General features: G+C 37.1%; 19 protein-coding genes. 9 read left to right on the top strand and 10 right to left on the bottom strand.

All coding sequences use genetic code 11. The features are described from left to right. Window positions 1-2: 2 nt before the first annotated feature. On the top strand, window positions 3-1,046 hold the full coding sequence (locus QE177_RS00520) for a glycosyltransferase (protein WP_280550833.1): 1,044 nt from the start codon (window positions 3-5) through the stop codon (window positions 1,044-1,046). Next, window positions 1,043-2,047, top strand: coding sequence for a glycosyltransferase (locus QE177_RS00515; RefSeq protein ID WP_280550832.1), 1,005 nt, complete (start codon window positions 1,043-1,045; stop codon window positions 2,045-2,047). The genes QE177_RS00520 and QE177_RS00515 overlap by 4 nt, the downstream gene beginning before the upstream one ends. A gap of 36 nt (window positions 2,048-2,083) precedes the next feature. Here QE177_RS00515 and rfaL read toward each other — a convergent pair whose 3' ends face one another. Beyond that, window positions 2,084-3,298: an O-antigen ligase RfaL gene (gene rfaL, locus QE177_RS00510; RefSeq protein ID WP_280550831.1), complete on the bottom strand. Its 1,215-nt coding sequence runs from the start codon at window positions 3,296-3,298 to the stop codon at window positions 2,084-2,086. Between the two features lie 106 nt (window positions 3,299-3,404). On the opposite strand from rfaL, the gene mutM reads away from it, so the two are divergent. Continuing rightward, complete coding sequence (mutM, locus tag QE177_RS00505; RefSeq protein WP_280550830.1) at window positions 3,405-4,214, top strand: bifunctional DNA-formamidopyrimidine glycosylase/DNA-(apurinic or apyrimidinic site) lyase; 810 nt, start codon at window positions 3,405-3,407, stop codon at window positions 4,212-4,214. 19 nt (window positions 4,215-4,233) lie between these two features. Here the strand turns inward: mutM and coaD are convergent, their stop codons facing one another. Then, a complete protein-coding gene (coaD, locus tag QE177_RS00500) occupies window positions 4,234-4,716 on the bottom strand; it encodes a pantetheine-phosphate adenylyltransferase (protein WP_280550829.1) in 483 nt (160 codons plus the stop codon). A 313-nt stretch (window positions 4,717-5,029) separates the two neighbouring features. On the opposite strand from coaD, the gene waaA reads away from it, so the two are divergent. After that, a complete protein-coding gene (waaA, locus tag QE177_RS00495) occupies window positions 5,030-6,307 on the top strand; it encodes a lipid IV(A) 3-deoxy-D-manno-octulosonic acid transferase (protein ID WP_280550828.1) in 1,278 nt (425 codons plus the stop codon). Between the two features lie 190 nt (window positions 6,308-6,497). Next, window positions 6,498-7,964 (top strand): glycosyltransferase family 39 protein, encoded by a 1,467-nt coding sequence (locus QE177_RS00490; RefSeq protein WP_280550827.1) that lies wholly within the window; start codon window positions 6,498-6,500, stop codon window positions 7,962-7,964. A 160-nt stretch (window positions 7,965-8,124) separates the two neighbouring features. Here the strand turns inward: QE177_RS00490 and rfaC are convergent, their stop codons facing one another. The 5 genes from rfaC to envC all read right to left on the bottom strand — a co-directional run bounded on the left by rfaC (window position 8,125) and on the right by envC (window position 13,646). Continuing rightward, the gene (gene rfaC, locus QE177_RS00485; RefSeq protein ID WP_280550826.1) at window positions 8,125-9,099 is read right to left on the bottom strand and encodes a lipopolysaccharide heptosyltransferase RfaC; all 975 of its coding nucleotides are present in this window, start codon (window positions 9,097-9,099) and stop codon (window positions 8,125-8,127) included. 2 nt (window positions 9,100-9,101) lie between these two features. After that, a complete protein-coding gene (gene rfaF, locus QE177_RS00480) occupies window positions 9,102-10,148 on the bottom strand; it encodes an ADP-heptose--LPS heptosyltransferase RfaF (RefSeq protein ID WP_280550825.1) in 1,047 nt (348 codons plus the stop codon). Between the two features lie 11 nt (window positions 10,149-10,159). After that, the gene (rfaD, locus tag QE177_RS00475; protein WP_280550824.1) at window positions 10,160-11,098 is read right to left on the bottom strand and encodes an ADP-glyceromanno-heptose 6-epimerase; all 939 of its coding nucleotides are present in this window, start codon (window positions 11,096-11,098) and stop codon (window positions 10,160-10,162) included. A 293-nt stretch (window positions 11,099-11,391) separates the two neighbouring features. After that, window positions 11,392-12,327, bottom strand: a complete 936-nt coding sequence (locus tag QE177_RS00470) for a divergent polysaccharide deacetylase family protein (protein ID WP_280552179.1) — start codon at window positions 12,325-12,327, stop codon at window positions 11,392-11,394. 29 nt (window positions 12,328-12,356) lie between these two features. After that, window positions 12,357-13,646 carry a murein hydrolase activator EnvC gene (envC, locus tag QE177_RS00465; RefSeq protein ID WP_280550823.1) on the bottom strand — a complete coding sequence of 430 codons (1,290 nt, stop codon included), beginning with the start codon at window positions 13,644-13,646 and terminating at the stop codon, window positions 12,357-12,359. Window positions 13,647-13,987: 341 nt separating this feature from the next. Here envC and QE177_RS00460 point away from each other — a divergent pair, with 341 nt between their 5' ends. The 4 genes from QE177_RS00460 (at window position 13,988) to cysE (ending at window position 16,836) form a co-directional block, all read left to right on the top strand. Further along, window positions 13,988-14,425, top strand: coding sequence for a rhodanese-like domain-containing protein (locus tag QE177_RS00460; RefSeq protein WP_280550822.1), 438 nt, complete (start codon window positions 13,988-13,990; stop codon window positions 14,423-14,425). A 72-nt stretch (window positions 14,426-14,497) separates the two neighbouring features. Continuing rightward, window positions 14,498-14,974: a protein-export chaperone SecB gene (secB, locus tag QE177_RS00455; RefSeq protein WP_280550821.1), complete on the top strand. Its 477-nt coding sequence runs from the start codon at window positions 14,498-14,500 to the stop codon at window positions 14,972-14,974. After that, window positions 14,974-15,996, top strand: a complete 1,023-nt coding sequence (gene gpsA, locus QE177_RS00450; RefSeq protein WP_280550820.1) for an NAD(P)H-dependent glycerol-3-phosphate dehydrogenase — start codon at window positions 14,974-14,976, stop codon at window positions 15,994-15,996. Before secB ends, gpsA begins: the two co-directional genes overlap by 1 nt. A 24-nt stretch (window positions 15,997-16,020) precedes the next feature. Further along, a complete protein-coding gene (gene cysE, locus QE177_RS00445; protein ID WP_280550819.1) occupies window positions 16,021-16,836 on the top strand; it encodes a serine O-acetyltransferase in 816 nt (271 codons plus the stop codon). Window positions 16,837-16,862: 26 nt separating this feature from the next. Here the strand turns inward: cysE and trmL are convergent, their stop codons facing one another. From trmL to QE177_RS00430, 3 genes are all read right to left on the bottom strand, one after another. Beyond that, window positions 16,863-17,366, bottom strand: coding sequence for a tRNA (uridine(34)/cytosine(34)/5-carboxymethylaminomethyluridine(34)-2'-O)-methyltransferase TrmL (trmL, locus tag QE177_RS00440; protein ID WP_280550818.1), 504 nt, complete (start codon window positions 17,364-17,366; stop codon window positions 16,863-16,865). A gap of 90 nt (window positions 17,367-17,456) precedes the next feature. Next, entirely contained in the window at window positions 17,457-18,416 is a 960-nt protein-coding gene (locus QE177_RS00435) for an NAD-dependent epimerase/dehydratase family protein (protein WP_280550817.1), read from the bottom strand. A 10-nt stretch (window positions 18,417-18,426) separates the two neighbouring features. Continuing rightward, window positions 18,427-19,245, bottom strand: a complete 819-nt coding sequence (locus QE177_RS00430; RefSeq protein WP_280550816.1) for a glycosyltransferase — start codon at window positions 19,243-19,245, stop codon at window positions 18,427-18,429. Between the last annotated feature and the right edge of the window lie 99 nt (window positions 19,246-19,344).

Genomic DNA, 19,344 nt, shown 5'->3' with positions numbered 1-19,344 from the left:
ACATGTATTTTGACAAGCACAAAGTTATTACACAAAAACTCTGCTTAACGCAAAATATGCATGATGATTGTCACCCAAAATTCCATATTGCATATGGAGTAGATAAAAATTTTTTATACGGTTGCGGAATTTCAATAACATCAATTGCGCTGCACAATTCTGATATTAATTACTGTTTCCATATATTTACCGATTATTTTGATTTTGAGCAAGAAGCGCTATTCGATACCCTTGCGCGGCAATATAAAATTGAAATAAATATTTATTTAGTTAACGATCAGAGCTTAAAATCATTGCCCAGCACTAGAAACTGGTCCTATGCCACCTACTTTAGATTCATCATTGCTGACTATTTTACAAATAAAATAGACAAAATTTTATACTTAGATGCAGATATCATATGTAATAATAATTTAGATAAATTACAGAAAATTCAATTCAATAATAATGAAATTGCTGCAGTTGTAACAGAAAAAGATGAAAAATGGTGGCAAAAAAGAGCATCCGAATTAGAAATAGCAAATATTTCACAAGGATATTTTAATGCTGGATTTTTACTGATTAATCTTATTCGCTGGGCAGAAGAAGATATTTCAACACAGGCAATGCAACTGCTTAAAAATAATACGTTAAGAAATAAACTCTCTTTTCTAGATCAAGATGTTTTAAACATTCTGTTAACAAATAAAGTAATCTATTTGGCAAAAAAATATAATACTCAATATAGTATAAATTATGGTCTGCAAAGTGTTAAACATGATGCTTTTGCTCTTGATACAATTTTTATTCACTATATTGGCTCGACCAAGCCATGGCATGAATGGGCAATATCTCCCTTTTCCCAACCCTTTATAAAAGCAAAAAATGCCTCCCCCTGGCAAAATAAACCGCTATTAAAAGCAGAAAGCGTACATCTTTTAAGATATTGCGCTAAACATAAATTCAAACAAAAAAAATACCACGAAGGTTTAAAGAATTATACTCACTACTATTTAGCAAAATTTAGAATTCTCTTTAAAAGAGTTAAAGGGCTATGTTTATCATGAGGCATTTTATAAAACAAAAATTTAATATTGCGGGGAAAAAAAAGCTTACTGAAAATAATAAAAATTTTAACATTGCTTATGGTGTCGATAAAAATTTTCTACTTGGTGCAGCGATATCAATTAATTCCGTATTAATTAATAATACTGATACAGATTTCAATTTTCATCTATTCACTGATTATATTGATGACGGGTATATACAACGTTTTCAAACAATGATAGCAAAATATAATTCTAATATAATTATCTACCTACTAGATGCTGAAGAATTAAAACAACTATCAACCTCAGACTTCTGGTCTTACGCCACCTATTTTAGGCTAATCGCTTTTGAATATTTGAGTACTAACATAAACGCTATTTTATATCTAGATGCTGATGTTATTTGTAAAGACAGCCTAAAAGAATTATTTCAGCTAAATTTAGCTGATTGTTTTGCCGCTGTTGTACTCGATGTTGACAGCATGCAGCAATCAAGTGCTACTCGACTAAATTTAGCCGATTTAAATGGCAAATATTTTAATGCCGGCGTAATCTATGTGAATTTACAGAAATGGATTGAGAATGATTTTTCCAAAAAATCATTAGAGTTGGTACGAGGAAAAACAAATTTCGGTAAATTAAAATATCTTGATCAAGATGCCCTAAATATATTATTTCAGACGCAAAATATCTATTTATGTCGCGATTATAACTGTATATATAAGTTGAAAAATGAATTGGCTTATCACGATTTGTCCAAATACAAAAATACCATTACAAATAGCACCATTCTTATCCACTATACTGGCGTTACAAAACCCTGGCATACTTGGGGTATTAATTACCCTGCCAGTCAATTTTTTTTCAATTCATATATTCACTCACCGTGGAAAGATCAGCCATTAAAAATGGCAGAAAAGAGAACGGAGCTGCAAGAAAAATACAAGCATCTATTTTTACAACATAAATATATGCAAGGTTTTTTATGCTTAATTAAATATAAACTATTAAAAAAATAATCTTAAAGCACCTCATAGATAGGTGCTTTAGTTTAGCTAATTAATCAATTTTTCATCACTATTTAGTGATAATGCTATTCCTATTATAATAGCCATATTTGAAACATTTACCGTTTCAAATAAACCCCTAACAATTATATCGCCAATAAATATTAACATCAGGATCAAAAAACCGTCTTTTACCGTATTATTACGATATCCATTAAATAAGTGTATAAAAATCGAAATAAAAAGATAGAAGATAGCTACTAGTCCAAATATTCCAGCGGCAAACCAAATTGACAAAACTGTATTATGAGGCCCAATCGATTGTTTAAAAATCCAGTCAGGATAATCGTTTACTCTTTCATTATAAATTTTATAAAATAATTGCTCTCCATAGCCATAACCTATTATTGGATTCTCTTTAATAAGATCTAAGGCTGAACCCTGAGTACCATTATCATATCGATGACTGCTATTTGTCTGTTCTAATTTATAAAATAATTTATCAAACTGACCTTGATTAATCATTGCCAAATAGGATAACAAGACACTTAGGCCAATAACAGCAAAGCTGGGTAACTTAATCTCTTTTTTTACTATACACCAGATAAAAAATATTACCGCAATAGATAACCAAGTACCACGTTGTAATGTCCCGATTGCAATAGCAACAAAAGTAACCGAAAGCAAGAAAAATAAGATTTTATTTTTCACTCCTTTATAAAACCAAAAACAGAGTAAAGCGGGTAGAATAAAAATTAACCAATCGGAAATATATCGATGTTCAAATGCTGATAACGGCAGGATATCCTGTTGATATTCGTCAATATATTGCAGAATTTCCTTAATAGCTAATGGCAAAATAGATAAAATTAAAGAAAAAATCAATAGCTTAGTTATATGCTCTTTTTTTTCTTGATAGAGAACAATGGCAATAGCTACTGCGGTAATAAATAATTTTTCAATAACACCTTTATTAATAGCCTTTAATGAAATGTTAACATCTTTAGAGATAATTAATGAATAAAGCATTGCTATAACAAAAAACAGTAAAGACAAAAATAAATTATTCTTAAATATACTGAAAACGCACTTTCTATCTTTAATTAAATAGACAATCGCAGTAAGATAAATTAATCCTGCTAAGCCATGCTTATAACGCGTAACCCCATCAAGAAAATAAATAGCAATAAAAAAAAATACTATCCCTAAATTCCAATAAGAGCGACAATTAAATAGTTTATTAATTATAGGGATAACCTTCATTTCTACTCCAGATAACATATTAATGCATGCTATTCTATCGACTAAGCAACACAAGATACAGTAGTATGTATTAAGATTAACGACTAGTTACATAATTAAGGAAACTATGCCAGAACTACCTGAAGTTGAAACCAGCCGACGTGTAATTGAGCCCTATATGGTTGGTAATAAAATACAATATAGCATAGTACGCAATAGCCAATTACGCTGGCCGGTTGCGACAGAAATTTTACATATCGCCAACCAATCAGTCTTAAGTGTTAAACGGCGTGCTAAATACTTACTCATTCAACTCCAGCATGGCTGGATAATTATTCACTTAGGTATGTCAGGTAGTATACGCATTTTAACAAAAGAGCAATTAGCCGAAAAACACGATCATATCGACTTGGTTCTAGCCGATGGCAAAATATTGCGTTATACCGATCCCAGACGTTTTGGCGCCTGGTTATGGACTAATGACCTGGATAATTGCCCGGTTCTTTTCCATTTAGGACCGGAACCCCTTTCTACCGACTTTAATGCAGATTATCTTTACCAACGAGCAAAAAATAAAAAAACCGCCATCAAACCTTGGTTAATGGATAATAAGATAGTGGTTGGAGTGGGTAATATTTATGCCAATGAAGCGCTATTTGCTGCCAAAATTTTGCCAACCAGAGCCGCCCATTCACTAACAAGAAAAGAGATAGATAATTTAGTTATCCAGATCAAACAGATCCTGCAGCGTTCAATAAAGCAGGGGGGGACAACATTGAAAGATTTTTTACAATCAGATGGAAAACCAGGTTATTTCGCTCAACAACTGTTTGTTTATGGTAAAAAAGGTGAAGCTTGTTCATATTGCGGTCAACTGATTGAATCAATAAAACTAGGACAACGCAGTACTTTTTTCTGCTATAACTGCCAAAAATAAACTTAAGCGTAATTCGTTTTTATTGTTCAATTTTTTGCAACATGGCTTTTGCTATTGGCTCTGGTAAAAAAGATGAAACATCACCACCATGTCTGGCGACATCTTTAATCAAAGAAGAAGAAACAAACGATAACTTCGGCGAAGGTAATAAAAAGATAGTTTCCAGATCAGCCATTAGATGACTATTCATATTTGCCAACTGACATTCATATTCAAAATCTGACACAGATCGCACACCCCTAATCAAAATATTAGCTTGGTGTTTTTGCGCAAAATTTACCGTGAGCTCACAAAACCCAGTTACTTCAACATTAGTTAAATGCTTTGTCTGCTCTTTAGCAAACACAATACGTTCATCGAGGGTAAACATCGGATTTTTACGTGAACTATCCGCGATAGCCAATATTACCTGCTCAAATATTAAGGCGGCACGCTCTATAATATCCAAGTGACCGTAAGTGATAGGATCAAAAGTACCGGGGTAAATTGCTTTGTTTTTCATAAAGTTCTTTTCACTAATAACGAGCAACTGAACACATATTATCGTATTATTTAAGCATATTGAACAATTATGCTGACAAAATAAATCCTTATCATTGATAAGAATAGCTATAAATTATTATCTTTTGAAAATAAATAATAATTACTATTATATTTTTAGTTAATCACTAGTTTAATTTAAATTAATTAACAAAATTTTAAAAAATTTTTATCTTTAATGATGAATAAAAACGCTATTTAAATAGATATTCATTGCACTTTCTTATGTGCAATATGCTACTATAGTGCTAATCTCAATCAGTCAATGTGATAGAATGTTATTACGTCTATATCAAATACTTATTTACCTTATTCAACCTATTATTTGGTTACGTTTATTATGGCGTAGTCGCAAATCCCCCGCTTATCGCAAACGTTGGAGTGAACGATATGGTTTTTGTAATGGTAAGGTAATTCCCGGCGGTATATTATTACATTCTGTTTCAGTAGGAGAAACGTTAGCAGCTGTTCCGTTAGTTAGAGCATTACGCCATCATTATCCAACACTACCAATTACCGTTACAACCATGACCCCAACAGGCTCAGAACGTGTTTTATCAGCATTTGGTGATGATGTTCAACATGTATATTTACCCTATGATTTAGCTGGTTCTGTACGCCGTTTTCTTAATCATGCCGATCCTAAATTAACTATTATTATGGAAACAGAACTATGGCCAAATCTTATTTTTCAATTAAGACAACGTAAAATTCCATTAATTATTGCTAACGCCCGTCTATCTGAACGTTCAGCGGCACGTTATCAAAAATTGGGTTATTTTATCCAAAAGCTATTGCAAAAAATCACCTTAATAGCAGCACAAAACCAAGAAGATGGCGAACGTTTTATTAAGCTGGGTTTAGCAAGAAAAAATTTGTATGTTACAGGTAGTCTAAAGTTTGATATTTCTGTCACCCCTGAATTGGCCGTAAAAGCTATAACATTACGCCGACAATGGGCTCCACATCGTCCAGTTTGGATTGCTACCAGTACTCATGAAGGAGAAGAGTCAATTATTTTGCAGGCTCATACTAAACTCTTAAAACAATTTCCCGACTTGTTACTGATTCTTGTTCCTCGCCATTCGGAACGCTTTGCAAAGGCAAAAGAGTTAACCCAAAAAGCTAAATTACGCTATATTTGCCGTAGTGAAAACCTCCTTCCTAATACAGATACTCAAGTTATTATCGGCGATACGATGGGTGAACTCATGTTACTCTATGGTATTGCAGATCTCGCTTTTGTTGGCGGTAGTTTAGTCAAAAAAGGCGGGCATAATCCTTTAGAGGCAGCCGCACATGCTCTGCCAGTTTTAATGGGACCTTATACTTTCAATTTCAAAGATATTTGTACCAAACTAAAACAAGCAGATGGCCTTATTACCGTTAATGATAGTAAATCCTTAATTCTTACTGTTTCCCATTTGCTCAAGGATGAAGATTACCGTCTATACCATGGTCGTCAAGCAGCAGAAGTTTTACATGAGAATCAAGGGGCATTGCAAAAATTACTAAAACTACTGGAACCCTACCTGCCCCCAGTAACCCATTAAATACGAGTATTATTAATATATTAATATCGCTAAACCCCATAGCGAAATAGCGTTTATGATAATTAACTAAACAGTAATAACTTAACAAATACTACATATTTTATTTTTTCTTCATTATAGTGTTACTGGTTTAATTCAAATAAATGGGATTTTTTACCCACCAATTTTATAACTGACGATGAAAAATAATATGCCTTTATTTAGTACAAACTCAAAAATATTGCTTTACTTGTGGGTGTCGGTTTATGCAATTTTATGGATTTGTGGAAGTTATTCTTTAGATCCAACTGTACCTTACGACGCTGTTGAAGCGGTTAACTGGGGAATGAATGGCGAATGGGGTTCCCCTAAAAACCCTTGGTTTGTTGGTGTCGTTATGTGGCCCGCCATCTACTTAAATCTTTCCTACAGTTTTTATTGGTATTTTATTCATTTTGTTGGTATATCGATTGGTATGATAGGCGTATGGCAGTTGGCTTACCGCCTCAGCAACAATATTGAATTAGCTTGGTTTGCATTATTGATACTCAATTTATCAGGCATCATTAATTTTGATATCATCCCTTATAATGATAACTATATTCTGGTCACGCTATGGCCTTGGGTGCTGCTCTTCTTCCTACGTGCTGTCTATGATCATCCTAAATGGTGGCTTGCCTTTGCACTGGTGTCTGGCTTAGCGACAATGGGTAAATATTCAACGTTGGCCCTTGTTGGCACCGTTTTTTTATTAACCCTTTTCGTGCCTAAGGTGCGAAAAAGTTACCAACAACCATTTTTTTATATTGCAATTGCACTTTGGTTTGCCTTGATCTTACCTAATCTTTTCTGGTTAATAGAAAATGATTTTTCCGCCTTTAAATGGGTTGATTCACAGATCGACCAAGGATTTAACCTCCATGTTGTTAGTTCAACATTATCTGTTTTCTATCCATTAATTATTGCCACTATTATTCTCTATCTATTAGGCGGTAAAATTAGCTGGCCTAAAGAGCAACCTAATCAATTAGTTAACATTATTTTGCTACTTCCCTTAGCCGTAATTTTCGGTTGGTTTTTGTTTCATGATGGAGGGAGGATGACAGAATGGCTGCAACCATTTATGATGATTGCGGCACCCTTGTTGATTGGTTCTATCTCCGTCCAACCGAAGAAATCATTACGAAAGACATTTTTTGGCTTGATTATTATTGGCGGCCTGATCTTTTTAGGTTACTGCCTAGTGTTAAATTATAATATTCGTGGCGCTGGCCAGAAAATGATCGGTATTAAAGCACTCACGGCAGAAGGACAACAGCGCTGGCGGCAAAAATATGGCCAACCATTAAAATATGTTGGTGGCGAAGATAATCTTTATCAATGGTTTATTATTTATGCTTCTGATAGGCCGCACACTATCCAGCCTTGGGATACCAGTGAAGCTCAGCCACCGAATGTTTATTATCGCGATATTACCGCTGAAACAATCAAAAAACACGGTGCTTTACTATTAGGGCGAAAAGGTAAAGATTGCAGCCAAGAAAATTTTACTCGGATGTCAAAACATTGGCCACAATTTACTATTGAAAAAGAAGCGATTATTTACCAGTCAGAACCAAGCGCTGATCCGCAATCCATGTGCTTAGGATTTATTGCGCCAGAAAAAAACAATTATTAAAAACCACGTGACAATGAAATACGAAAAACATTTTCATTGTCACATCGTTTTTACCCATCCTAGTCCCAACCTAACAATTTTGCTAAAGCTAGCTTCAAGTTAATCGATTAAGCTACCTTTATTTGACTAAATTTCATCTTTCAAAAAATAATCGTTTTCACTATTTACTATCGATTTTTAAAATTAATCGTTGATAGACATCATTAGGTTCAATGGTTGCCATATTGCCATCAGCAGAAATAATGGCTTGTTGTGCTTCACCATAACCGCCAATTAATCCCGGATCGGTCGGGCCATAGAGGGTAATATTCGGTTTGCTCAGTGCGGCAGTTAAATGACTTAAACCTGTATCAACGGAAACGACTGCTTTGGCTGCGACAATCTGTTGAGCTAATTGGTTTAATGAAAGTTTGGGTAAAACTTCCACATGCTTAAAACCGGCGGCAAGCCTTAAGGCACGTTGATGTTCCAGAGCCGTTGCCCACGGTAATTTAACCGTTAATCCTTTCGCTTGTACAGCGGTGATCAATTGTCGCCAATGAGATTCAGGCCAATGCTTTTCGTCACGTGTGGTAGCATGGAAGAAAATAATGTAAGCAGCGTTTTCCTTTGCCAAAACTGGTGGTGAAAAATAGGGTGCAATACCATAATCACCGACAATAGTCGGCTTACTATAATGTAAGCTCTCAGCAAATAATTGTCGGATACGCTCAACGGCATGTTGCTGTTTATTGACGCGATAGCGATAATCATAAAATAGACTTGCTAGCGGCTCGCGAGCACTTTTCCAATCATAACCATGGCTTACACCACGAGCTAAGCGTGTGATTAAAAAAGCACTTTTCAATAGTCCTTGTGCATCGATCACCGCATCGTACTTTTGCTGTTGTAATTGAGCACGGAAAAATGCTCTTTGCTGCCTGACAGATTTTGCCAACCAGTTTTTTCGCCATCGTCGAATAGCTACCGGAATGACTCGCTTAACGGCAGAATGCCAGTGTGGAATTTCGGCAAAATTTTCTTCAACAACCCAATCAAACTGGACATCAGGATAGTGTCTAACTGCATCAGTCAGTGCGGGTAAAGTATGTAATACATCACCCATCGACGAGGTTTTAACGATCAACACTTTCATTGTTACTGACTCTCCGCCAATAACTTAGTTAATGCGGTCATCACGCGTTCAGGTTTTATATCAATCAAACTTTGATGATAACCACTCTCTCCACTCCCTTTCCTAACTTTATGATAGCCAGTTATTAAACGAATAATTTCTACCCGATTTGATAAAGGAGGCGTAAAATCAGGGCTACTTGGCCCATAAAGCGCAACCAGCGGTCGATTTAATGCTGCTGCAATATGCATTAAGCCTGAATCATTACTAACCACCGCTCGACAAGATGCCAATAGATTAACCGCCTGCTCAAGGGTTGTTTTACCGGCTAGATTAAAACAATGCTGCTGATAATCGGCAGAAAGCGATTGTCGAATATCTTCACCGATATGATGATCTTTTTGCGAACCTAAGATTAAAATTTGATAACCGTGAGCAGCAACCAGTAATTGCGCCAACTCAGCATAATGATAAGCGGGCCAGCGTTTAGCTGGGCCAAATTCTGCACCTGGGCAAAAGCCAATAATAGGTAGCGGCGCGGGAATATGAAAAATCCGTTTACTCTGGCTAATTTCCATTTCTGTCACGGAAAGCTGCGGCCATAAAATCGGTTTAGGGAGCTCATCGGCGTTATTAACTGAATCTTTTTTATAAGCCAAAGCAACATATCGCTGAACCATTTGCGGAAAAGCGGCTTTGTCTAATACACGAATATCATTCAGCAACCAATAACGCATCTCACCGCGCCATCCTGTACGTATAGGTATTTGAGCAAAAAAAGGCACCAGCGCAGATTTAAAAGAATTGGGTAAAATATAGGCTTGATCATAACGTTGAGTACGTAAATGAATACCAAGCTGACGACGTACACTGATAGCTAAACGACCATGACCCAAAGGCATCGATATGGCCTGGTTGACTTCGGGCATTTTATTTAATAGTGGCCGGCACCAATCAGGTGCCATAACATCAATTTCTGCCTCTGGGTGTAGGGTCTTCAAAGTACGATAAAGACTCTGCGACATCATCATATCACCCACCCATGAAGGGCCAACGACCAATATCTTCATGCTATTTCCATTTAATCATCGCAATTTAACCATTGCATGTAATTAGCAACCCCTTCCGCTACGGTTTTGAACGGTTTATCATAACCTGCAGCGCGTAATTTACTCAGATCGGCTTCGGTAAATGCCTGATAACAACCTTTTAATTTATCTGGGAAGGCAATGTATTCTACTGAGAGATCTTTTTCTTGATGAAAAGCGATTACCGCATCGGCCACCGCCTGAAAAGAATCAGCCTTACCGGTACCACAGTTAAATATGCCGGAGATTTTATTTTGCCAACACCATAAATTAACTGCCGCTGCATCACTCACATGAATAAAATCACGTTTAAATTTTTCACTACCTGCAAAAAGTTTTGGCTTTTGCCCCTGATTTATCTGGCTATTTAAATGGAAAGCGACGCTTGCCATACTCCCCTTATGACCTTCACGTGGACCATAAACATTAAAATAGCGGAATCCACATACCTGTGAAGTGATTTGCGGTAAAATTTTGCGAACATATTGATCAAATAAAAACTTGGAATAACCATATACATTCAATGGCTTTTCATATTGCCGCTCTTCAATAAAATACTCACTACGCCCACCATAAGTCGCAGCTGAAGAAGCATACAAAAACGCAATATCACGTTCAATACAGTAATGAAGTAACTCTTTCGAATATTCATAGTTATTATTCATCATATACTGACCATTCCACTCAGTAGTTGATGAACAAGCGCCTTCATGAAAAATCACTTCAACATCACCCAGATTATCACCAGCCATAATACTGGCGATAAAATCTTCTTTGTCGATGTAATCTGCAATATCTAAATCGACTAAATTGACAAATTTAGCCCCATTTTTAAGATTATCGACCACCAGAATGTCATTACGTCCTATATCATTCAGTGCTTTAACAATATTGCTGCCAATAAAACCAGCACCACCCGTGACTATGATCATTGGATTTACCTCTATTCAATCGAGATCATTGTTGCTTATATTGATCTGATAATAACATTTATCCCGGGTTAACCACAGTAACTCATAGGATTTATCTAAATCGGATAACTAACCAGAGGTAACAAAGCAGTTAGAATCCTCAATAAGTTTCTCAATTAGCTTCTACATTAAAATAAATCACAGCAGAACCAGTCAGCGCAATTTCCTATTATTTATTAAAGATATAGAAAAAAATATCATGACGCGTCTTTTCACACCAACAAAGTGATGTGTTATGGTTGTCAGGTATTATTTTATGGGGATGAGGAAATTTTTTTGCCAAACAGTGGCTTTCTCTGTTCAGTAAATAATTTTTTAAAGTCAGGATCATGATAAATAGCATCCACAATATATATCATTAAATCAATACCTGATAATGCTTTTGTTACTGGCGATATTTTGCAGTAACCGATGACGACTTTCGGCAATTCCACGGGCTGCGCTGGCGCTTTCTCTGGATTATGTTTAATCGTTCGATTAACTAATTTATCTTTTGTCCTATTGCTAAGCAGCGTACTAACCGCCACCAGTTCAATATCGCTAGGTAACTCAAATAATGTTTGTTGTAATACTTCAATGGTAGAAGGATAAGGATGGCCAATAACAATACTACTACCCTGCTTACGAGCTAATGAAATAGCATGGGCAAACTGTTTACGAATTTGTGCTTCTGTTTTTACATCATCTAAAAAAACATTGCGACGCAAGGTTGGCAGCGCAAAAATTTTAGCTGCTTCATTGACCTTGGTGTTTGCTATCGTCACACTATCAAGAAAATAGAGATCGTAATGCGAGAGCACTTGCATAACATTTTTCATAGCCATTAAATTAGCCGTCATCGCACTACCCATATGATTATTCATACCTTTAGCATAAGGTACTTGCTTAATGGCAGCGACAATTCTCTGCTCTATTTCACTGGCACTCATCTGCGGTGTTAAGGTGTTTTTTTCAAGTGGTTGCTGGCTAATCGGTTTCATGGGCATATGAATTAAAATTTCTCGCCCTTGTTGATTAGCTTTTTCGGCCATTTCTCTGCCATAAGGAGAGTCTGGTAAAATGGCAATAGAAATTACCACCGGCAAAGCTAATATCTGATTGTCTTCCTTTTTACGATAACCAATATCATCAATCACAATGGCCAATTTGCCAGCATTGACTTGTCCACTGACAAGTAACATTAGCGCCATGATTATCAAAACAATCCGTTTTAGCACGGTTATCTCCCTAACCAAGGCTGTGGATTAACGGTTTTACCTTGACGGCGGATCTCAAAATAAAGCGAGGAGCGCTGCTGTCCACCACTGCTACCCACTAACGCAACCGGCTGACCTGAGCGAACTTGTTGACCCACATTCACCAATGCACTCTGGTTATAACCATATAAACTCATATCTCCCTGACCATGATCAATAACTACCACCAAACCATAGCCTTGTAGCCAATCAGCAAGTAAAACACGGCCAGCAGAAATGGCTTTAACCTCTGTTCCTTCAGCGGCATTGATCACCATCCCTTTCCAGCGTAATTCATCGGAAATACTATCACCATAGTGATGTAGGATCTGGCCGTGAACTGGCCACAGAGCTTGACCAACAGGACGGCCTAAACCGCCAGTACGCGCCATCAAAGCCCGTTCATCTTCGGTTGGACGATAAGTGGTTCCTTTTTGCTGCGCCTGCCGTTGTTTTGCTCTAATACGCGCTGCCTCTTTCGCTTCCCTTTCCGCCCTAACTTTTGCGTCTCGCTCAGCCTTGGCAATTTTACTACGCAACAGTGTTTCATTACGTTTCATCACCGCCAAACTTTTTTGATCCGCTTTTAGCGTCGATTCCAACGATAACAGGGTTTTCTTTCTAGCATCCTGGGCCGAATCGAGCGCTTTCTTTTCTTGATCTTGTTTGGCTAAGTTTTTTTTCTGTGCCAATTGCTTTTGCTGTTTCTGTTGTTTCTGCTCAGCGAGTAAGGTCGTGGTTTGCTGCAATTTAATAATCGTTTGCTGTCTAGCTTCATTTAAGTAGCTATAATAGGCTAGAATACGCTCTTCTCGTTGCCCTTGTTCACCTTTAAATAACAATTCAATCCCTTTTTGCTGGCCTAATCGAAACGCGGCATCAAGCTGCTTAGCTAACAATGATTCATGGATCTGTTTTTGCTGTTGTAAACGGCTAATATTTTCATTTAATTGAGCTAGTTCTTTTGCTAACTGCGAAAGTTTTTTACGTGTTTCATGTAATGCACGTCCAGCCGCAGCGATATTTTTTTCCTGACTTTTCAATTGATCAAGTAAATGGTTTCTCTCAGCTTGCTGCTGTTTAACACTTTTCTCTTTTTCGGCAATATTTGATAACAGATCTTTCAGTTTTACTTTATTGTCACTGATAGGATTAGCAATGGTAATCGATGGCAAGATAAAAAATAGCGAGACAAAGAGTAACGGCTTAACCACTACTCTCTTTAGTAGAGCCAAAAGGATTAGGATTGAACCATATCGGCTGGTATTGTTCATCTTAGTTCAGCATCCTGAAACAATATCACTTAAAATTATTGACAATTACTATGATTAGTAAACATTTTTGCTTCTTTTAGGATAATACTGAAAAAACTTAATTTCTTCATTTATACAACAAATCACAAAATAACTATAGGTTATTATTAATATTGCTTTCATTCAGCTACCTTTTAAGGGGTACCAATTAACGGATATCGATAGCAAATATCACCGGTATAAACCCTATTTGCAAAAAAACTCTAGCCAATTTATGCAAATTGGCTGTAATTGCGCAGCGACAAAGGTATACTTTGCAAACTAGATCTATCTATTATTAACTACGGGAGTAATTACCCCACATGATGCAAGAAATCATGCAATTTATTAGCCGGCATCCAATACTCAGTCTGGCCTGGATCGCTTTATTGATCATTGTGATTATTTTAACCTTTAAGGGCTTGTTCGCCAAAACAAAAAACATCACCCGTGCCCAAGCGATACAACTGATTAATAAAGAAGAAGCGGTCACTATTGATTTACGTTCCCGTGACGATTTTCGTAAAGGACACATTATTGATTCAATTAACCTGACTCCATCAGAAATTAAAGACAATAATATCGGAGAATTGGAAAAACATAAGCAAAACCCCATTATTGTTGTCTCAACAAATGGCATGGAAGCATCTAAACCTGCTGAACAACTGGTGCAATATGGTTTTGAACGTGTCTTTATTCTAAAAGAAGGAATTACAGGCTGGTCTAACGAAAATTTACCTCTAGCCCGCGGTAAAAAGTAATTCATCGGACACATTAGAAATTATGTTTATACAATTCAATATCATAAGGACATTTAAAAGGTAATTAACATTATGTCAGAACAAAGTCATGAAGAGATGGTATTTCAGATCCAGCGAATTTACACCAAAGATATTTCATTTGAAACACCAAGTGCGCCTAATATTTTTCAGCAAGAGTGGCAACCCGAAGTCAAATTAGATCTAGACACCTCGTCTAGTGAATTGGCCGAGCATGTTTATGAAGTTATCTTACGCGTCACTGTTACCGCCACCGTCGCTGATGAAACTGCTTTCCTTTGCGAAGTGCAACAAGCTGGCATATTTTCTATCGATGGTATCGAACAAAGCCAAATGGCTCATTGTTTAGGCGCTTACTGCCCAAATATTTTATTTCCCTATGCGCGCGAATGTATTACCAATTTAGTTAGCCGTGGAACTTTTCCTCAACTAAACTTAGCACCTGTTAATTTTGATGCCTTGTTTATGAACTATCTACAACAACAGCATACCGCCCAAACTGAAAATTCGGCAAATCATCAGGAAGCTTAATGAACACTGTTTCGATGACAGTTATCGGTGCCGGCTCTTATGGCACCGCATTAGCCATTACACTTGCCCGTAATGGCCACAGCGTTTTACTTTGGGGACATGATCCTCAGCACATTAAAAAATTACAACAAGACCGCTGCAACCACGCATTTTTACCTGACGTTCCATTCCCAGACAATTTGTTACCTGAAGCTTGCTTGAAGACAGCAATAACCGCGAGTAGCAATATATTGATCGTCGTCCCAAGTCATGTTTTTAATCAAGTTTTGCAAAATATCCAACCTTACTTGACGCCACACTCACGCATTATTTGGGCAACAAAAGGGTTAGAACATGGTACTGGGCGCCTGTTACAAGACGTTGCCCGCGAAATACTCGGTGACAAAATTCCACTCGCTGTCCTCTCTGGCCCAACCTTCGCCAAAGAATTAGCTGCCGGTTTACCGACAGCCATTGCGGTAGCCGCCTCTAATGCGCAATTTGGTGAAGAGCTACAGCAACTTTTTCATTGTGGAAAAATTTTTCGCGTCTATAAAAATCCAGATATGATCGGTGTTCAGTTAGGAGGGGCAGTCAAAAATGTCATTGCGATTGGTGCGGGTATGTCTGATGGTATGGGATATGGCGCCAATGCTCGCACAGCTCTGATCACCCGAGGATTAGCCGAAATCAGCCGTTTAGGCGTCGCTATGGGTGCCCAACCCTCTACATTTATGGGAATGGCTGGTTTAGGCGATCTGGTTTTGACATGTACCGACAATCAATCGCGTAATCGCCGCTTTGGCATGCTACTCGGCCAAGGCATGCAAACTAAAGAGGCAGAAAAACAGATTGGTCAGGTAGTTGAAGGCTACTTAAATACCAAAGAAGTCCGTGCATTAGCGCAACGTGTTGGCGTAGAAATGCCAATTACCGAGCAAATCTATCAAGTTCTATACGGTAATAAAAATGTACTCGAAGCGGCAAATACATTACTTAGCCGCGCAACTAAAGATGAAATGAATGATACAGGTGCTTTTTAATTATTAAAATATCAGAGTGTGAATATGTCACGACAAGAACTTGAAGAGATTTGGACGGCAATTAAACAAGAAGGTAAAACTTTTGCCAATTGTGAGCCAATATTAGCCAGTTTTTTTCATGCAACACTACTCAAACATGACAATCTTGGTGATTCGCTTAGCTATATACTAGCCAATAAGTTAGCTACCCCGATTATGCCGGCGATTGCTGTTCGAGAGATCATTCAAGATGCCTATAAAAACGATAAACAAATGATCGCTTATGCAGCACGTGATCTTAAAGCCATCGTGCAACGTGATCCGGCCGTCGACAAATATTCAATCCCTTTATTATATTTAAAAGGCTTTCATGCTTTACAGGCTTATCGCATCGGCCACTGGTTATGGAAGGTAGACCGCAAGACATTAGCAATATATCTGCAAAGCCAAATATCTGTCTCTTTTGCGGTTGATATCCATCCTGCTGCTCGTATTGGTTACGGCATTATGCTTGATCACGCAACCGGTATCGTTATCGGTGAAACAGCGGTAGTGGAAAATGACGTGTCAATATTGCAATCGGTCACGCTCGGTGGAACTGGAAAAACTGAAGGAGATCGGCATCCTAAAGTTCGTGAAGGGGTGATGATCGGAGCAGGAGCAAAAATTTTAGGCAATATAGAAATTGGCAAGGGCGCCAAAATTGGCGCGGGTTCCGTAGTACTTCATGCTGTGCTGCCGCACACTACCGTGGCGGGAGTACCGGCGCGCAAAGTCGGAACGCCAAAGAGCAAAAAACCTTCGCTGGATATGGATCAAAACTTTAGCAATTCAATCCATGGTTTTGGTGAGGGTATCTAACCATCTCCAAACGGTGAACAATAAAGCTACTCACGCAACAACGCACCTGAGTAATCCAACTGGCGCCATGCTTCAAATACCACCACCGCAACGGAATTGGACAAATTCATACTGCGACTATCCGCTAACATTGGGATACGGATCTTTTGACTAGTTGGCAGTGCATCAAGAACATAAGCAGGTAAACCGCGCGTCTCCGGTCCGAAGATTAAATAATCACCCGGCTGATATGCCACACTACTATGGCTCGGCATTCCTTTGGTTGTTAAAGCAAATAATCGGTTACCAGATGGTGTCTGACCATGCTCTTGAGACAAGCCTACACAGGTTAGAAAAGCAAAGTAATCATGATGGTGCTGAATATTAGCAAACTCATGATAATCTAATCCAGCACGACGTAGACGTTTGTCGTCCCAGGTAAAACCTAACGGTTCAATTAAATGTAACTGACAACCGGTATTAGCACACAAACGAATAATATTGCCAGTATTGGGTGGAATTTCCGGTTCAAATAAAACGATGTTTAACATACAGCCCTCAACAATAAGCGCGGTATTCTAACATAGTCATCGCTACTGTTAAGTTTTTCAATTGCGTTTAACTAAGCAAAAAGTTTTTTATCAATCTAATGATGTTTTAAACTCAAACTGAACGGTATTTTCTATCCCTTTTGCCAAGGTTAACGGCGCTTCAAATCCCGTTTCAGCGATAGTATTAGATTTGAATTGCGTACGCGCACAGAATTTCCTCACCCGAATACTACTAATAGGAAAATTTTTACCCGTTATTTTAGCGAGCAGATCAAAACAATAACCTGCCAAAAGGCCCAGCGAAAAAGGAATACGTAGATTAGATTTCTGTTTGTGTAATGCCAGACAAATAATTTCTGTTAACTGATTCATGGTGAAATCAGGTTTGTCAACATAATTAAAAATATGACGACCAGCTGTTAATTTAGTGACAAAATATAAAAATGCAGCCACATTTTCCACATACGCCATCGATTTCTGGTTATTACCTGAACCAATCATCAAAAAACGCCCGGCAGCAATTTGCCTAAATAGATTATAAACATTACCGCGATTACCCTCACCGAAAACCACAGTAGGCCGAATAGTCACTAATGTCCGTTGGCTATCTTTAGCTTGCCAACTATCATAGACCTGCTCCGCCGCTAACTTTGATTTACCATAATCATTAAATGGCTGAAATTTACCATCTTCGCCGGTTTCTTGTTCAACAAAACCATATACCGCCACCGAAGAAGTAAAAATAATCTGTTTAATATTTAATTGTTCAGCAACCTGACAAACATTTTTCGCCCCTTCCACATTCACGTCATAATAGAGACTGATAGGATGAACATTATCTTGATGTTGCGCCGCTAGATTAATAATAATGGAAGCGTCTTTTAATGGCTCCAATAGGGTTTCTGCTTTAGTCACATCGCCAAATACCCATTTATCTGGATGCGCTTGGCTTTTATTAATATCAATAATTTTAAAGTCAATGTGCTGTGATGCTAATTGATTAGCAAGACGGGTACCGATAAAACCGGAACCTCCGAGGATTGTTAGCATAAATATCCTTCTACTTTCTTAATCTTTTATATATTTTGGACAAAATAAAGGTGGGTAATAATCTAGGAAAACTTCGTAAGAAAAAAATCCAAACAGATGATAAAGGGCTAACAAAACCCAGATTAACTTTCAATTTAGCTAACTGAAATTCGCTTTTGATATAACCTAATCCCCTTCTTCGACTAACCATCGAATCTCCAGTTCTTACTTTAACGAGCGGTTCATCAATGTTAGCCACTTTATATCCTGCTGCAATTACTCTTAACCATAAATTATAATCTTCCATATATAAATGATGTTGGTAGCCGCCGACAGATCGAATAGCATTGATATTAAATGCAACTGTCACATGATTAAAAGGATTTCTTTTCTTTAAATAATTTTTTATTTCAATCAATGTAATTGGAACAGATTTATAGCCGAAGGAAACTGTTAGCGATCGGTTAACCTCTTCTATTCCTGAACCTAATAGTACTATATCTGGATTATCTTTAATAAATATGAGCTGTTTTAAAAATCTATCTGGCACACTAATATCATCAGTATCCATACGGAATACCCATGAATTTGAACAATATTTTAATCCTTCATTTAATGCTTTGCCTAATCCCATATTCACATCTAAATTAATTACTCTTATAATATTAGGATATTTATTTTCCCAAAATAATATAACTTCATCTAATTCTTTTGATAATAAACCATCTTTAACTAAGATGATTTCATTTGGTTTTAATATCTGTAACTCTATTATACTATTTAAAGAATCAAATAAAAATTGTGGTTTTTCATTTTTATATATAGATAATAGTACTGAGAATGGGATCATAATTTAACTCAAAAGATTATAGTAATAACTATTTATAAATAATACAGACTAATTGTTTCTAACATCAAAACTTAATGTTTAAATTTCAATAATTATTAT

The sequence above is a fragment of the Arsenophonus sp. aPb genome, assembly GCF_029873475.1.
Classification (GTDB): Bacteria; Pseudomonadota; Gammaproteobacteria; order Enterobacterales; family Enterobacteriaceae; genus Arsenophonus.
The sequence above is the reverse complement of the archived record's forward strand: the minus strand, read 5'-3'. Positions and strand labels throughout refer to the sequence as shown.

Excerpts from the sequence above, each read along its gene's own strand:
- rfaL (WP_280550831.1), bottom strand. The coding sequence starts at position 3,298 with ATGAAGGTTATCCCTATAATTAATAAACTATTTAATTGTCGCTCTTAT.
- rfaD (WP_280550824.1), bottom strand. The coding sequence starts at position 11,098 with ATGATCATAGTCACGGGTGGTGCTGGTTTTATTGGCAGCAATATTGTT.
- envC (WP_280550823.1), bottom strand. The coding sequence starts at position 13,646 with ATGAACAATACCAGCCGATATGGTTCAATCCTAATCCTTTTGGCTCTA.
- waaA (WP_280550828.1), top strand. The coding sequence starts at position 5,030 with ATGTTATTACGTCTATATCAAATACTTATTTACCTTATTCAACCTATT.
- QE177_RS00470 (WP_280552179.1), bottom strand. The coding sequence starts at position 12,327 with ATGGCGCTAATGTTACTTGTCAGTGGACAAGTCAATGCTGGCAAATTG.
- cysE (WP_280550819.1), top strand. The coding sequence starts at position 16,021 with ATGTCACGACAAGAACTTGAAGAGATTTGGACGGCAATTAAACAAGAA.
- mutM (WP_280550830.1), top strand. The coding sequence starts at position 3,405 with ATGCCAGAACTACCTGAAGTTGAAACCAGCCGACGTGTAATTGAGCCC.
- trmL (WP_280550818.1), bottom strand. The coding sequence starts at position 17,366 with ATGTTAAACATCGTTTTATTTGAACCGGAAATTCCACCCAATACTGGC.
- gpsA (WP_280550820.1), top strand. The coding sequence starts at position 14,974 with ATGAACACTGTTTCGATGACAGTTATCGGTGCCGGCTCTTATGGCACC.
- QE177_RS00515 (WP_280550832.1), top strand. The coding sequence starts at position 1,043 with ATGAGGCATTTTATAAAACAAAAATTTAATATTGCGGGGAAAAAAAAG.
- QE177_RS00460 (WP_280550822.1), top strand. The coding sequence starts at position 13,988 with ATGATGCAAGAAATCATGCAATTTATTAGCCGGCATCCAATACTCAGT.
- coaD (WP_280550829.1), bottom strand. The coding sequence starts at position 4,716 with ATGAAAAACAAAGCAATTTACCCCGGTACTTTTGATCCTATCACTTAC.
- rfaF (WP_280550825.1), bottom strand. The coding sequence starts at position 10,148 with ATGAAGATATTGGTCGTTGGCCCTTCATGGGTGGGTGATATGATGATG.
- QE177_RS00430 (WP_280550816.1), bottom strand. The coding sequence starts at position 19,245 with ATGATCCCATTCTCAGTACTATTATCTATATATAAAAATGAAAAACCA.
- secB (WP_280550821.1), top strand. The coding sequence starts at position 14,498 with ATGTCAGAACAAAGTCATGAAGAGATGGTATTTCAGATCCAGCGAATT.
- QE177_RS00490 (WP_280550827.1), top strand. The coding sequence starts at position 6,498 with ATGCCTTTATTTAGTACAAACTCAAAAATATTGCTTTACTTGTGGGTG.
- QE177_RS00520 (WP_280550833.1), top strand. The coding sequence starts at position 3 with ATGTATTTTGACAAGCACAAAGTTATTACACAAAAACTCTGCTTAACG.
- rfaC (WP_280550826.1), bottom strand. The coding sequence starts at position 9,099 with ATGAAAGTGTTGATCGTTAAAACCTCGTCGATGGGTGATGTATTACAT.
- QE177_RS00435 (WP_280550817.1), bottom strand. The coding sequence starts at position 18,416 with ATGCTAACAATCCTCGGAGGTTCCGGTTTTATCGGTACCCGTCTTGCT.